Below are 13,756 nucleotides of genomic sequence, written 5' to 3' on the forward strand. Positions count from 1 at the left end.
TTATCCGATGTTCGACAGTTTCAGCAGGTGCCGCAGGTCATTGAGCAGATCCTTGCCCTTGACTGACGGGTCGTAGCGCAAGACCAGATTGCCGTGGGGATCGATGATCCACAGGTGTGGAGAGTCATTACTCTGAGCTCCTTTGGTGTAGGTCGGCAAATCCAGTGGATAGCGCTGCAACTGCGGGTACTCGCGTTGAAGTTTAGTCTCGTAATCACTGCTCAGCGGCTGTGTCGCCGCCAGTGCGTGACTGGCGCGACCGGCATCGCGACCCAGGCCGATCTGGATTTGGCGCGCCAGATAAACCAGTTGCTGGCAGTCCACCGAGCACTCTTTCGGTGCCGTCACCAGCAACTGCCAGCGGTTTTCCTGCGCCCGTACGCCAAGGTCGGCGCGGCTCTGTCCGTTGCCGATCAGTTCGCCGTGATAGCTGCGGCCTTCCGGCACCCAGAAATTCAGTTTGTACATGCCGGTGGCCAGGATCATCGGACCGACCACCCCGAGCACAATCAGCAGTAACTGCAACCGTCCCTTGCGCCGGTTCACCGGCGTTTTGGCCTCAGACATGCTGGGTGGATTCATGGCCGCTCCCATGGTGTTTCTCCTTTGCGTTGTGCCAGCCGAGGTAGAGGTAAAGACCGAACAGGGCGATCGACATGGCGAACCACTGCACGGCATAAGCGATGTGTTTTTCCGGCCCCATGGCCACTACCGGCCAATCGGCCTGGTACGTCGCGGGCCCGGTTTCTGCGCGTAATTCGTAGGCAAAGCCTTCACGGCCCAGGGCTGCCCAGAGTGCATTCGGGTCAATGGCCGTGAGTAGTTTTGGCCAAGTGCTGGTGCTTGGGTCGGCGTGGAGCTGGAAGGTCGCGCCGGGTGAAACGTAGACCCATGCATCGAGACTCAAGGCATCGGTCGGTGTAGTGAATCGCGGCGGCGTCCGGCGGTCGGGCCAAGGCAGCCAGCCGCGATTGACCAGCAGCCACAGCCCAGTTGCCTGATCCTGAAACGGTTGCAGCAGCTCGACCCCGACTTTTCCGCCACGCTGACGGTTATCCAGCAACAGGCTGTGCGCGGCATCGAACTGGCCATGCAGGTGAATCCGTCTGAAGGCCGGGTCTGCCGTGTGTTGCAGCTCGGTGCTGGCCATCGGTTCTGCAGCCCGGCGTTCAGTATAGGTTTGCAGTAGCGCGCTTTTCTCCGCACCCCGGCTCAATTGCCAGAACCCAAGCGACACCAGCAGGGGCAGCAACAGCGCAACCACCAATGTCGGAATGATGCCCGGCCGAAAGCGCTTCATGGCATCGCCAGAAAGTCGGTCGTCGCGATAGCTATACTCAGATGCATCGCTTGTCCCCCGGAGTCCCACCATGCTCAAAGCAGCCATCGTCCTGATGCTGATTGCCACGGTTGTCAGCCTGTTCAGCGGCCTGTTTTTTCTGGTCAAGGACGACAGCAGCTCGAACCGCCTCGTCATTGCCTTGAGTGTTCGTGTAGCACTGGCCGCCATTACCGTCGGCTTGATCGCCTGGGGCTTTTTCAGCGGCCAGCTTGTATCTCGCGCACCCTGGTAACCGTAGGAGCGAGCATGCTCGCGAAAAACTCGAAAGCATCGCGGGGTATCAGGTTCCCCGCGTTATCGTTGGATACCATCGCGAGCATGCTCGCTCCTACAGCACATAGACGAAAACAAACAGCCCGATCCACACCACATCCACGAAGTGCCAGTACCAACTCGCTGCCTCGAAGCCGAACTGATGTTCGCTGTCGAAGTGCCCACGCATGACCCGCATCAGCATCACGAACAGGATGATGGTGCCGATCGTCACGTGGGCGCCGTGGAATCCGGTGAGCATGAAGAACGTGGCGCCGTAGATGCCCGAACCCAGGGTCAAGCCCAGTTCGTTATAGGCGTGCATGTACTCTTCGGCCTGAAAGCCGAGGAACGCAACGCCCAGCAGCACCGTGAGCGCCAGCCAGATTTTCAGCGCGCCGCGATGGCCCTTCTTCAAGGCATGGTGGGCGATAGTCACCGTGACGCTGGAGGTCACCAGTATCACGGTATTGAGCAGCGGCAATCCCCAGGGGCTGATGACCTCCTTCGGTGGTGGGAACAGCTTGGAATCGGGGTTGTTCAGCAGTGGCCAGGTCCACTCGAAGGCAGGCCACAGCATGTGAGCGAGGCCCTTGGTGCCTTCGCCACCCAGGGCGGGACCGGATACATGGCGCACATAAAACAGTGCGCCGAAAAAGGCGATGAAGAACATCACCTCTGAGAAAATGAACCAGCTCATGCCCCAGCGGAACGAGCGATCCATCTGCGCGCTGTACAAGCCGCCGCGACTTTCCTTGATCACCGTACCGAACCAGCCAAAGAGCATGTAGGCCAGCAACAGGCCACCGACGAAAAAGATCAGCGGGCCGTGGGATTCCGGCCGCGCCGCTTTCAGATCGTTGAACCAGATGGCCAGGCCGAGCACCGTGACGAACATCCCGACCGTAGCGATGATCGGCCATTTGCTCTGGGCCGGAACGTAATAATGTTCATGAGTTGCCATTTATTGTTCTCCTTATCGGGCACGCTCAACCGCCAGTATTTACTGCGACCGGTGGATGTCGGGCGGTGATATCGAACAGCGTGTAGGATAGCGTCAGGTGCTTCACATCCTTGGGCATGTCACGGTCAACGATGAAACGTACCGGCATCTCGATTCGTTGACCGGGCTGCAGCACTTGTTGGGTGAAGCAGAAGCATTCGGTCTTGTGGAAGTACGCCGCCGCCGCGCTGGGCGCGATGCTCGGCACCGCCTGGGCGCTCATCGGGCGATCGGTAGGGTTGTGCGCGATGAAGATCATCTCGTTCACTGCCCCGGGGTTGGCCGTCAATTCATCATGCTTGGGATAGAAATCCCAGGACATGTCGGCGGAGTTGGTCGACAGGAACTGCACGCGAACCTGTCGCGAGGTATCGACCGTTTGCTCACCCTCATACTGCCCGGCGGTCTTGCCGTTGATGCCGAATGCCTTGCACATCACGTCGTAGATCGGCACCAGGGCAAAACCGAAGACAAACATCGCTACCACCACCAGTAACAGGCGGGTGACCAGTTTCTTCATCGAAATCGAGTCAGCCATGATTTCTCACCTGCGCCGAGAGCCCTGTGGGAGCGAGCCTGCTCGCGAAGCAGACGCCACGGTTTGGCAGGTAGACCGCGTCATCGTTTTTCGCGAGCAGGCTCGCTCCCACAAAGGCCATGGCGCTCATTTCATTTCACTTCCGGCGGCGTGGTGAAGGTGTGATACGGCGCCGGTGAGGGAACGCTCCATTCCAGGCCTTCGGCCCCATCCCACGGTTTGGCCGGTGCTGGCGGGCCACCGCGAATGGTCTTGATCACGATGAACAGGAAGAAAATCTGCGTTGCACCGAACATGAAGGCGCCGATCGACGACACCATGTTGAAGTCGGCGAATTGCAGGTTGTAGTCCGGAATCCGTCGAGGCATGCCCGCAAGCCCGACGAAGTGCATTGGGAAGAAAGCCAAGTTCATGCCGATGAACGACAGCCAGAAATGCAGCTTGCCGAGGGTTTCGTCGTACATGTGGCCGGTCCACTTCGGCATCCAGTAATAGGCCGAGGCGAAGATCCCGAAGATTGCACCCGGCACCAGCACGTAGTGGAAGTGCGCGACCACAAAATACGTATCCTGGTACTGGAAATCCGCCGGGGCGATGGCCAGCATCAGTCCGGAGAAACCGCCGATGGAGAACAGGATCACGAACGCCACCGCGAATAGCATCGGCGTCTCGAAGGTCAGCGAGCCTTGCCACATGGTACTGGCCCAGTTGAACACCTTGACCCCGGTGGGTACCGCGATCAACAACGTGGCATACATGAAGAACAGCTCACCCACCAGCGGGATACCGACCACGAACATGTGGTGCGCCCAGACGATGAACGACAGGAACGCGATACTCGCCGTGGCGTAGACCATCGAGGTGTAGCCGAACAGCGGCTTGCGCGAGAAGGCCGGAATGATCGAGCTGACGGCACCAAAGGCCGGCAGGATCATGATGTACACCTCGGGGTGGCCAAAGAACCAGAACACATGCTGGAACAGCACCGGGTCACCGCCACCGGCGGCGCTGAAGAAGCTGGTACCGAAGTGGATGTCCATCAGCATCATCGTCACGCAACCGGCCAGTACCGGCATTACCGCGATCAGCAGGAACGCGGTGATCAGCCAGGTCCAGACGAACAGCGGCATTTTCATCAGCGTCATGCCGGGGGCGCGCAGGTTGAGGATGGTGGCGATCACGTTGATCGCACCCATGATCGAACTGATCCCCATCAAGTGGATGGCGAAGATGAAGAAGGTCACGCTTTCCGGCGCGTACGTCGTCGACAGCGGCGCGTAGAACGTCCAGCCGAAGTTGGGTCCGCCTCCTGGGGTGAACAGGGTCGAAACCAGCAGGATGAATGCCGCTGGCAACAGCCAGAAGCTGAAGTTGTTCATCCGCGGCAGCGCCATGTCGGGTGCGCCGATCATCAGCGGAACCATCCAGTTGGCGAGGCCGACGAAGGCCGGCATCACCGCACCGAAGACCATCACCAGGCCGTGCATGGTGGTCATCTGGTTGAAGAATTCCGGCTGGACGATCTGCAACCCCGGCTGGAACAGTTCGGCGCGAATCACCATCGCGAACGAGCCGCCGAGCAGGAACATGGAAAACGCAAACCACAGGTACAGCGTACCGATGTCCTTGTGGTTGGTCGTCAGCACCCAGCGCATCAGGCCTTTGGCAGGGCCGTGGGCATGTTCGTGTGCGGTGCCGGTCTGAACATGGTCATCGACTACAACAGTCATGTCCTGTCTCCTGCAAGCAGATGGGCTGGGCAGGTCGGGGCGTGCTGCCCCGACGGGTTCCTTGGGTGCGCAATAGACTGGGTCATTTGCTTTCCGCCTGTTTCAGCTCCAGCACTTCTTTGGGGGTGACCATGTCGCCCTTGTTGTTGCCCCAGGCGTTACGCTCGTAGGTCACGACCGCTGCGATATCGACTTCCGACAGTTGCTTGCCGAACGCCGCCATGGCGGTGCCAGGCTTGCCGTGGAAGACAATGCTCAGGTGATCCTTGATGGGGCCGGTGGCGATTTTCGAGCCCTTGAGAGCCGGGAACATGGGCGGCAGGCCCTGGCCTTCGGCCTGGTGACAGGCCACGCAGGCGGTGTGATAGACCTTGTCGCCGCGCTCTTTGAGCTCGTCGAGGGTCCATTCCTTACTGGTCAGCTCCTTGAGTTGTGCAGCCTCTGCCTTGCGTTCAGCCAGCCACTTTTCGTAATCGGGCTTGTCCTTGACCTCAACCACGATCGGCATGAACCCATGATCCTTGCCGCACAGCTCGGCGCATTGGCCGCGGTAGACACCGGGCTTTTCGACACGGGTCCAGGCTTCGTTGACGAACCCCGGGATCGCATCGCGCTTGACCGCGAAGGCCGGCACCCACCAGGAGTGAATCACGTCGGCAGAGGTCACCAGGAAGCGCACCTTGGCGCCGATCGGAAGCACCAGGGGCTTGTCGACCTCGAGCAGGTAATGCTCGCTCTTGGCTTCCTTGTTGTGGATCTGATCGGCGGGAGTGGCCAGGTTGCTGAAGAACTCAACGTCCTGGCCCAGGTACTTGTAATGCCATTTCCACTGATAGCCGGTGACCTGGATATCGATATCCGGCTCACTGGCGTCGTACATCTTGATCAGGGTGGCAGTCGCCGGAACCGCCATGGCCACCAGAATAATGAAGGGCACGATGGTCCAGAGAATTTCGACGGTGGTACTTTCGTGAAATTTTGCCGCCACCTGCCCGGTAGAGCGGCGGTGCAAGATCATCGACCAGAACATGGCGCCAAAGACGATGATGCCGATCACTACACAGATCCAGAAAATGGTCATGTGCAGGTCAAACACAGCGTGACTGATTTCAGTCGCTCCAGGCGCCATATTCACAGTCCAGGCCGCTTGTGCCTGACTGAAAATCGACCACAACAGGAGGCCCATCCAGACATGTGGATGTCGCATCATTGCGGGTTCCCCTTATCGTTCTTGTTATCCCGCCGGCTTTCACCTGCGGCAAGGGAGCGGCTGCATCAGACTACGAACTTGAATCGCCGGGCCTTGCTGCATTGCAGTCGGGCGTCATCAGCTAACTCCATTCCAACCCGAGTATAGACAGCGACTCCCACCTCGCAATGTGCTGGCGTAAATCATCTGAAACAGCATTAACTTGCTTTGCAGGGCACGAATGGAGAAGGATGCAGACGAGTGGTGGCAAACCGATATAACGGAGGCGTCTCAAGGATGAAATAATTATGACAAATGCGTCTTAGCATTTTTCGTATGCCAGCTAAGTTATGTCTTCCCTATTTCATTGCCTTGTTTCCTGGAGTTTTCATGAACACCGCCGCATTGCGCGAGCAGATCCAAAAAGCACAACAACACGAAGCCGAGAGCGGCCTGCTGACGCGTCAGCTGGAAAACCAACTGCCTCACCTACACCGCGCGATCCAATTACCGGAGGCGGATGCCAACGGCGTCCTGACACGTTTTGTCGCCGCCTACATTGAGGAAGTACCTGATCTGCTGGATGCAGCCAATGAAGTCGCCAGGGAAGCGGGTATCGAATCGCAGGTAAAACCGGTGCTGAAAATCGCCGAACAGTACTTCCTCCAGCCGCCGGCGATCATGGCCGGGCACGTCGGGCTCGACAGCCTGCTGGACGAAGCCTATCTGGCGCACCGGTTCGTCGAAGAGGTCAACGACCTGTACATCAAGCATCTTGGCCAGCCACTGATCCCCTTGGACATGACTGTCGCCAACCTGATTGCTCACCAGTTGATCGGTGAGGAGTTCGCCAACCAACTGGACGAGGCGGTGCATCACGCTGTGGACGAGATGCTCAACGACGAAAGCTTTGCGCTGGAGTCGGTCGAAGCCTACCGCGAGAAACTCAGCAGCCCGGACACCGGCGCCGCATGGAAGCGCTGGCCGTGCATGTCCCGCCGCCTGGGTGTGGGCCTGGAGCTGGAACAGCCGGTGGCGTAGGTTCGCATTACCCTTGTAGGAGCGAGCATGCTCGCGATGGTCGACAACGATTCCGCGGGTATTCTGACACCCCGCGGTGTTCTTTGGTCCATCGCGAGCAGGCTCGCTCCTACAGGTGGGTTATTCAGCCAGCCGCACCAATTCCGATATTGGTCCGCACCCGGCCCTCCAGCCTTCGCTTCAACCCGCGCGACTCGATCAACAATTTCGAGCCCTTGGCCGCATTCGCCCGTCCCCATTCCTCCAGCAATTCCAGGCACGAATGGTCGATGTAGCTCAGGTTATTGAGTGGCACATGCACCGTCGCACCTGCCGGAATGCTACCCAGTACCCGGGTCAACGCCGGCACCTTGAGAAAGGTCGCCGCCCCCACCAGACGCAGCTCCATTTCGCCGTCCTGCGGAAGGTCGATCAGGCTTATTTTCAGTCGTGAGGCTTTCAGCGCCAGCTTCACCAAGGTCAAGCCGAAGCCGACCAGCACGCCCGTCAGCAAGTCGGTGAAGATGATCGCCAGCGCTGTCGTGGCGTAGGTGAACATCGGCATTCGACCGTATCGACCCAAACCGCGAAAAGCCTTGAGATCCACCAGTTTGAAACCGGTGTAAACCAACACACCGGCCAGGCTCGCCACGGGAATGCTTTGCAGCACGCTCGACAACAACATTACGAACGCCAGCAGCCATAATCCATGGAAAATCGTCGAGTAACGCGTGCTGGCACCGGCCTGGACATTGGCCGAGCTGCGTACGATCACTCCGGTCATCGGCAACGCGCCGAGCATTCCGCAAAGCATGTTGCCAACGCCTTGGGCGGACAGCTCGCGGTCGAAGTCCGAGCGTTGACCACTGTGCATGCGGTCGACTGCGGCAGCGGATAGCAAGGTTTCGGCGCTGGCAATGAATGCGACCGCGAATGCGGCAATCAGCAACGCAGGGTCAGCCAGGTTCAGCAAGTCGGCAGGTTTAAGCCAATCGATGGCTTCGGACAGGTTTGCGGGTACTTCCACCCGTTTGACTTGCAGCGCCAAGGCCAGGCTGACGACGGTGGCGATCCCAACCCCCAGTAGCGCGCCGGGAACGAAGCGCAGGGAATGGGGACGCAGCTTTTCCCACAACCACATGACTGCGATCGTTCCCAACCCAAGCAAACCGGCCTGCCAGCCAAAGGATGGCAAAGCCTGAGCCACGGCGGCCGGGAAGGCTGCCAGGTTATCCAGCCCCGAGGGCTTGGGCGTGGCGTCCAGCATCACGTGCAGCTGTGACAGGACGATCAGCACCCCGATCCCGGCGAGCATGCCGTAGACAACGGCAGGTGCTGTCACGCGAAACCAGCAGCCGAGTTTCAAGCGACCAGCGACCAACTGTAAAAAGCCCGCCAACAGCAGGATCGGCCCGAGCATGACCACGCCATGCTGGCGTACCAGTTCGAACACCAGCACCGCCAGACCTGCCGCAGGACCACTGACTTGCAATGGCGAGCCGGCCAGCCAACCGACTACCAGTCCACCGATGATCCCCGTGATCAGGCCTTTGGCTGGTGGCAGTCCCGAAGCAATGGCAATGCCCATGCACAATGGCAGGGCGACCAGAAACACCACCACCGAAGCCAAAAGCTCCCGTGGCAGCACTGTTTTAAGTTGCGCAGCACGCATGATGATTCTCCCGAAGTTTTCTTCAGGCATGGCAAGGCCGGACCGCTGCAACAGCGGCCGGCATCAAACCACACAGATGGTTAGGAGGATTTAGAAGCGCGCTTTGGGCGTCGCCACCGGAATCGGATGGCTGCCGTCGAGCGGCAGGAAACGACCCTGATCCGCGTCGTAAGCTTTGATTTCGCTGGTTTCGATGTCATAGACCCAGCCATGGATGAACAGTTGACCGTTCGCCATGCGCGAGGCGACCGAGGGATGGGTCCGCAAGTGTTGCAACTGGGCGATGACATTTTCATCGGTGAGGACGTGCATGCGTTCGTTTTCGTCGGCGCAGTTGCAGTTGTCGTGCACCATGGTTTTCGCGACTTCCGCATGCCGCAGCCAGGCTTTGACCGTAGGCATTTTTTCCAGGCTGTCGGGATTGAGTACCGCACGCATCGCTCCGCAATCGGAGTGGCCGCAGATGATGATGTGCTGCACGCCCAGTGCCAGCACTGCGTACTCGATGGCGGTGGACACACCACCGTTCATCTGGCCGTACGGTGGTACGACGTTGCCGACATTGCGAGTGACGAACAGGTCGCCCGGCGAGCTGTGGGTGATGAGCTCGGGGACGATGCGCGAGTCAGCGCAGGTAATGAACATCGCCCGTGGCTGCTGGGCCGTGGCGAGTTTTTTGAAGAGTTCTTCCTGTTGTGGAAAGATCTCATGATGAAAATGCAAAAAGCCGTCAACGATATGCTTCAGCGCTGCATCGGCGCTTTCCGCCCCGGGTTGGGCAGAAGCCGACGCAGCCAACGGCTGTTTATCCTTGTCACTCATGATTCATCCTCTTTGGCGGAGTCAGGGATATTCCCGTTTTGTCCGGTGTGAAGCCAGTGGCTGTCTAAAAAAACATCCAGGTCGTCGATCGACCCGTCAGTCACTCGATGAACAAGGTAGCCGTCGAATCTTAACTCAAACTGAAAAGACCGCTCTAGAACCTGTGTTCCAGGTCACAAAAAACGTGACTGGCGAAAAAGTTGAGGGCGATCCTCGTACTCAACCATAGGCTAATTGTCCTCAAATCAACGACATTTGGCGACCCGGGGGACAGAAGGCATCGCAGTCCAGGTTGAAACCTTCCCGATGGTTGAGCCCCAGGCGTTTAATGGCTTTGGCAAAACGTTGTGCCAACAAATCGGCAAAGGGGCCTTCACCACGCATGCGTGCGCCAAAGCGACTGTCGTACAACTCGCCGCCACGGCTCTGGCGAATCAGGCTGAGGACATGGGCCGCACGTTGCGGATAGTGGGCCGCCAGCCACTCTTCGAACAGGGGCGCGACTTCCAGGGGCAACCGCAGCATCATGTAAGCCGCGCTTTGTGCTCCAGCGGCATGGGCTTCTGTGAGCAGGTTTTCGATTTCGCTGTCGTTGATCATCGGAATCATGGGTGAGCACAGAACGCCCACAGGAACTCCCGCTTCGCGCAACACCCTGATCGCCCGCAGCCGGGCCTTGGGGGCCGCCGCGCGGGGCTCGAGGATGCGCTTGAGCTCGTCGTCCAACGTGGTCAGGCTGATCATCACCGCCACCAGCCGTTGACGGGCGAGTTCGGCCAGCAGGTCCAGATCGCGCAGAATCAACGAGCCTTTAGTCACGATGGTTACCGGATGACGATAGCGCAGCAGCACTTCGAGGGTTTGGCGGGTGATCTTGTAGTCGCGCTCGATGGGCTGGTAAGGATCGGTGTTGGAACCCAGGTTAATCGGTGCGCATTGATAGCCACGTTTGGAAAGCTGTTCTTCCAATATGTCCGCTGCATTGGTCTTGGCGATCAGCTTCGTCTCGAAATCCAGACCTGGCGACATGTCCCAATAGGCGTGACTGGGCCGTGCATAACAGTAGATGCAACCGTGCTCGCAGCCACGATAAGGGTTGATCGAGCGATCGAAGGGCAGGTCCGGTGAATTATTGCGGGTGATGATGGTTTTCGCGGTCTCGATGGACACCTCGGTGCCTTGGGTCATCGGCGCTTCCTGGTACCAACCGTCGTCCTCGGCCACCGAGCGATGGGGGGCGAAGCGGTTATGCGGGTTGGTGGCGGTGCCGCGACCGCGTGGAGGCAATGGCGCGTTCATGGGAATGGCTCGCATGCTGTATGCCCATACAGTATACGTGAAAGATTCGAGTGACCAGTGCCGTTGGGCAGCTCTTGGTTTCGAAAGTCACTGAACGATACACATCGCGTCTGGTTGAAACGCTCCAGCGACCGGTATTGTTATGGTCGCTCCATGCATTGATTGGAGTATTAATTAAAAGGATTTAATTATGTCGATGTTTAATCGCCGCGGTATTTTTTTGCAGAAACTTGGTCCGACTGTCGTCGATCCAAATGAAGTGCTTGTATCGATGCAGTTCGCATTGAAAGAAGAGACTTGGGATACGAAAAATTTCGCGACGAGCACCGCTTTGCTGGACGCCACCACCCTCATCGCCTCCTCAAATGATGGGGGACAATCATTCAAGATCCGTAACCTCAAAAAAGATGTCGATGGTGACGGCGATATTGATGCCGAGGACATGATGAAACTGCTGGCGCTGGCCAAAGCCTACGTCAGCATTTCCATGCCTTGACGGAATCTCAATACCTCTCACGGCGTTGCGCCGTGAGAGGTGTCGCTTTCCTCTCAGTGTTGCTCGTCAGGCTTTTTCTTCAGCTTCGGATTCGGAAAAAACTGCACGGCCTGAACCTTGGTGTCCGCAGGCTTGAGTGCGGAAGTGTTGACCCGGGTACCCAGTTCCTTGGGAACGGACAGGCCTTGTTCATTCAGCGTATCGGAGTAACCGCAAGCCACGCATTCGCGATGCGGTACGTCGTCTTCGCTCCACATCATCAACTTGTCCGGCTCGCTGCAGGCTGGACAAACCGCGCCGGCGATAAAGCGTCGTTTGGTAATCACGGGGCTCTCACTCATGCTGCTGCGCCCTCGCTCAGGCCGCTGTGGCGCAAGAGTGCGTCAATCGACGGCTCACGACCACGGAAATCGACGAACAGCACCATCGGCTCTTGAGAACCGCCGCGCGCGAGGATCGCTTCGCGGAATGCCCGGCCGGTGTCGGCATTGAGCACGCCCTCTTCCTCGAATTTGGAGAAAGCATCGGCCGAGAGCACTTCAGCCCATTTGTAGCTGTAGTAACCCGCCGCGTAACCACCGGCGAAGATGTGCGCGAAGCTGTTAGGGAAGCGGTTGTAGGCCGGAGGACGCATCACCGACACTTCGTCGCGCACGCCTTCAAGCACTTGCAATACGCTGCGACCGTCACCATGGGTGGCGTGCAGTTCGAAGTCGAACAGCGAGAACTCCAGTTGGCGAACCATCATCAGGCCGGACTGGAAGTTTTTCGCCGCCAGCATTTTCTGTAGCAGGTCCTGGGGCAGTGGTTCGCCGGTTTCATAGTGACCGGAGATCAGCGCAAGCCCCTCGGGCTCCCAGCACCAGTTTTCCATGAATTGGCTTGGCAGCTCGACCGCGTCCCAGGCCACACCGTTGATGCCGGACACCCCGGCGTGTTCGACGCGGGTCAGCAGGTGATGCAAGCCATGACCGAACTCGTGGAACAGAGTGGTGACTTCATCGTGGGTCAGCAGCGCAGGCTTGCCGCTGTCGGCCGGAGTGAAGTTGCACACCAGGTTGGCCACCGGGCTTTGCAGCATCCCTTCGGCGGTGCGGCGACGATCGCGGGCACCGTCCATCCAGGCACCACCGCGTTTGTTGGCGCGGGCGTAGAGGTCGAAGAAGAAGCGGCCGACGTGCTGGCCGTTTTCCTTGATTTCGAACAGGCGCACATCCGGGTGCCAGGTGTCGAAGCCTTGCTGCTCGGCGATTTCGATGCCGTACAGGCGTTGCACGATGGCAAACAGGCCGCCCAGTACTTTATCGATCGGGAAGTAGGCACGCAGGGCTTCCTGGGCAACGCTGTAACGTTGTTCGCGAAGTTTTTCGCCATAGAAGCCGCTGTCCCAGCTTTGCAGGTCCGGGCAGCCCTGTTCGGCCGCATAGGCCTTGAGCTGTTCCAGGTCCTGGGCGGCGAACGGCTTGCTGCGCTTGGCCAGGTCGCGCAGGAAGCTCAGCACCTGATCGCTGGATTCCGCCATTTTGGTGGCCAGGCTCAGTTCCGAGAAACTGGCGAACCCCAGGAGCTTGGCCAGCTCCTGACGCAGGTCAAGGATTTCCTGCATGACCGGGCCGTTGTCGTTCTGGCCGGCATTCGGGCCCTGGTCCGAGGCGCGGGTGCAGTACGCAGCGTAGACTTCTTCACGCAGTGCGCGATCGTGGGCGTAGGTCATTACCGCGTAGTAGCTCGGGAATTCCAGGGTGATCAGCCAGCCATCGAGGTCCTTGGCTTGCGCGGCGGCGGCCATTTGCACCTTGGCCGAATCGGTCAGGCCGGCGAGGGCAGCTTCGTCGGTGATGTGCTTGGTCCAGGCCTGGGTGGCATCCAGCAATTGGTTGGAGAAGCGGCTACCCAGCTCCGACAGTTTGCTCTGCACTTGGGCGTAGCGCTTCTGCTCGGATTCCGGCAGGTCGATACCCGACAGACGAAAATCGCGCAGGGCGTGTTCCAGGATAGTTTTCTGCGCTACGTCGAAACCGGCGGCTTCCGGACTGTTGGCCAAGGCCTCATACGCCTGGAACAGTTCACGGTTCTGGCCCATTTCCGTGGAGTAGGCGCTCAATGCAGGCAGGCAAGCCTCATAGGCTTCACGCAGTTCGGCACTGTTGCACACGGCATTCAAATGGCTGACCGGACTCCACGCCGCACCCAGGCGGTCATTGAGCTCGTCCATGGCCAGCACCAAGCCGGCCCAGGTCGGTTGTTTGCCCTGGGTCTTGAGGATCTCGATAATGGCGGCGCGGTTGTCAGCCAGGATCTGTTCAATGGCCGGTTGCACATGCTCGGCACGGATCGCGGAGAACGGCGGCAGGTCGTAGGACTGCAAAAGAGGGTTGTTCACGCTCACGGTT

At 59.0% G+C, this 13,756-nt stretch carries 14 protein-coding genes; 3 read left to right on the forward strand and 11 right to left on the reverse strand.

Annotated features, from left to right (window positions below; all coding sequences use genetic code 11):
* Entirely contained in the window at window positions 1-594 is a 594-nt protein-coding gene (locus tag HGP31_RS00945; protein ID WP_020798055.1) for a hypothetical protein, read from the reverse strand.
* On the reverse strand, window positions 560-1,300 hold the full coding sequence (locus HGP31_RS00950; protein WP_020798056.1) for an SURF1 family protein: 741 nt from the start codon (window positions 1,298-1,300) through the stop codon (window positions 560-562). Before HGP31_RS00950 ends, HGP31_RS00945 begins: the two co-directional genes overlap by 35 nt.
* A 70-nt stretch (window positions 1,301-1,370) precedes the next feature.
* Here HGP31_RS00950 and HGP31_RS00955 point away from each other — a divergent pair, with 70 nt between their 5' ends.
* Window positions 1,371-1,574: a twin transmembrane helix small protein gene (locus tag HGP31_RS00955; protein ID WP_083349954.1), complete on the forward strand. Its 204-nt coding sequence runs from the start codon at window positions 1,371-1,373 to the stop codon at window positions 1,572-1,574.
* Between the two features lie 96 nt (window positions 1,575-1,670).
* On the opposite strand, the gene HGP31_RS00960 is transcribed toward HGP31_RS00955, so the two are convergent.
* The 4 genes from HGP31_RS00960 to coxB all read right to left on the reverse strand — a co-directional run bounded on the left by HGP31_RS00960 (window position 1,671) and on the right by coxB (window position 6,075).
* Window positions 1,671-2,558, reverse strand: a complete 888-nt coding sequence (locus tag HGP31_RS00960; RefSeq protein ID WP_020798057.1) for a cytochrome c oxidase subunit 3 — start codon at window positions 2,556-2,558, stop codon at window positions 1,671-1,673.
* A 25-nt stretch (window positions 2,559-2,583) separates the two neighbouring features.
* The gene (locus HGP31_RS00965) at window positions 2,584-3,135 is read right to left on the reverse strand and encodes a cytochrome c oxidase assembly protein (protein ID WP_033038877.1); all 552 of its coding nucleotides are present in this window, start codon (window positions 3,133-3,135) and stop codon (window positions 2,584-2,586) included.
* A gap of 131 nt (window positions 3,136-3,266) precedes the next feature.
* Window positions 3,267-4,865: a cytochrome c oxidase subunit I gene (gene ctaD, locus HGP31_RS00970; protein WP_020798060.1), complete on the reverse strand. Its 1,599-nt coding sequence runs from the start codon at window positions 4,863-4,865 to the stop codon at window positions 3,267-3,269.
* An 82-nt stretch (window positions 4,866-4,947) separates the two neighbouring features.
* Window positions 4,948-6,075 carry a cytochrome c oxidase subunit II gene (gene coxB / locus HGP31_RS00975; RefSeq protein WP_020798062.1) on the reverse strand — a complete coding sequence of 376 codons (1,128 nt, stop codon included), beginning with the start codon at window positions 6,073-6,075 and terminating at the stop codon, window positions 4,948-4,950.
* Window positions 6,076-6,444: 369 nt separating this feature from the next.
* Here coxB and HGP31_RS00980 point away from each other — a divergent pair, with 369 nt between their 5' ends.
* Complete coding sequence (locus tag HGP31_RS00980; RefSeq protein ID WP_020798063.1) at window positions 6,445-7,095, forward strand: hypothetical protein; 651 nt, start codon at window positions 6,445-6,447, stop codon at window positions 7,093-7,095.
* Window positions 7,096-7,219: 124 nt separating this feature from the next.
* Here the strand turns inward: HGP31_RS00980 and HGP31_RS00985 are convergent, their stop codons facing one another.
* The 3 genes from HGP31_RS00985 to HGP31_RS00995 all read right to left on the reverse strand — a co-directional run bounded on the left by HGP31_RS00985 (window position 7,220) and on the right by HGP31_RS00995 (window position 10,867).
* Window positions 7,220-8,746 carry a SulP family inorganic anion transporter gene (locus HGP31_RS00985; RefSeq protein ID WP_033038880.1) on the reverse strand — a complete coding sequence of 509 codons (1,527 nt, stop codon included), beginning with the start codon at window positions 8,744-8,746 and terminating at the stop codon, window positions 7,220-7,222.
* A gap of 90 nt (window positions 8,747-8,836) precedes the next feature.
* Entirely contained in the window at window positions 8,837-9,568 is a 732-nt protein-coding gene (locus HGP31_RS00990; protein ID WP_020798065.1) for a carbonic anhydrase, read from the reverse strand.
* A 240-nt stretch (window positions 9,569-9,808) separates the two neighbouring features.
* Window positions 9,809-10,867, reverse strand: a complete 1,059-nt coding sequence (locus tag HGP31_RS00995) for a PA0069 family radical SAM protein (protein WP_033038882.1) — start codon at window positions 10,865-10,867, stop codon at window positions 9,809-9,811.
* Window positions 10,868-11,057: 190 nt separating this feature from the next.
* On the opposite strand from HGP31_RS00995, the gene HGP31_RS01000 reads away from it, so the two are divergent.
* The gene (locus tag HGP31_RS01000; RefSeq protein WP_020798067.1) at window positions 11,058-11,363 is read left to right on the forward strand and encodes a hypothetical protein; all 306 of its coding nucleotides are present in this window, start codon (window positions 11,058-11,060) and stop codon (window positions 11,361-11,363) included.
* Window positions 11,364-11,416: 53 nt separating this feature from the next.
* On the opposite strand, the gene HGP31_RS01005 is transcribed toward HGP31_RS01000, so the two are convergent.
* Both HGP31_RS01005 and prlC read right to left on the reverse strand, forming a co-directional pair.
* Window positions 11,417-11,704 (reverse strand): YheV family putative zinc ribbon protein, encoded by a 288-nt coding sequence (locus HGP31_RS01005; RefSeq protein ID WP_008064765.1) that lies wholly within the window; start codon window positions 11,702-11,704, stop codon window positions 11,417-11,419.
* Entirely contained in the window at window positions 11,701-13,752 is a 2,052-nt protein-coding gene (gene prlC, locus HGP31_RS01010) for an oligopeptidase A (protein ID WP_240963516.1), read from the reverse strand. Before prlC ends, HGP31_RS01005 begins: the two co-directional genes overlap by 4 nt.
* Window positions 13,753-13,756: the final 4 nt, after the last annotated feature.

Source organism: Pseudomonas umsongensis, assembly GCF_012647205.1.
In the GTDB taxonomy this organism is placed as follows: Bacteria; Pseudomonadota; Gammaproteobacteria; order Pseudomonadales; family Pseudomonadaceae; genus Aquipseudomonas; species Aquipseudomonas umsongensis.